The following is a 241-nucleotide window of genomic DNA, read 5'->3' on the forward strand; positions in this document are numbered from 1 at the left end:
CTCAACGACTTCGTCGATGTCACCCGCGAACTGGTCCGGCAGGGCTATGCCGCCCAGGACCGGGTGGCCGCATCCGGTGGCAGCGCCGGCGGCCTGCTGATGGGTGCGGTGGCCACCCAGGCCCCGCAGGATTACCGGGTGATGGTGGCACAGGTGCCGTTCGTGGACGTGGTGACCACCATGCTGGTTGCCAGCATCCCGCTCACCACCAACGAATACGACGAGTGGGGCAACCCGGAAA

1 protein-coding gene is annotated in these 241 nt (G+C 67.2%); it reads left to right on the forward strand.

Annotation, left to right across the window (positions count from 1 at the left end; translation table 11 throughout):
- The coding region (locus ACQG3P_RS22525) for a prolyl oligopeptidase family serine peptidase (protein WP_426806297.1) at positions 1–241 on the forward strand (241 nt) is incomplete at both ends.

Origin of the sequence: Stenotrophomonas sp. SrG (genome assembly GCF_050031795.1) — a bacterium.
In the GTDB taxonomy this organism is placed as follows: domain Bacteria; phylum Pseudomonadota; class Gammaproteobacteria; order Xanthomonadales; family Xanthomonadaceae; genus Stenotrophomonas; species Stenotrophomonas rhizophila_A.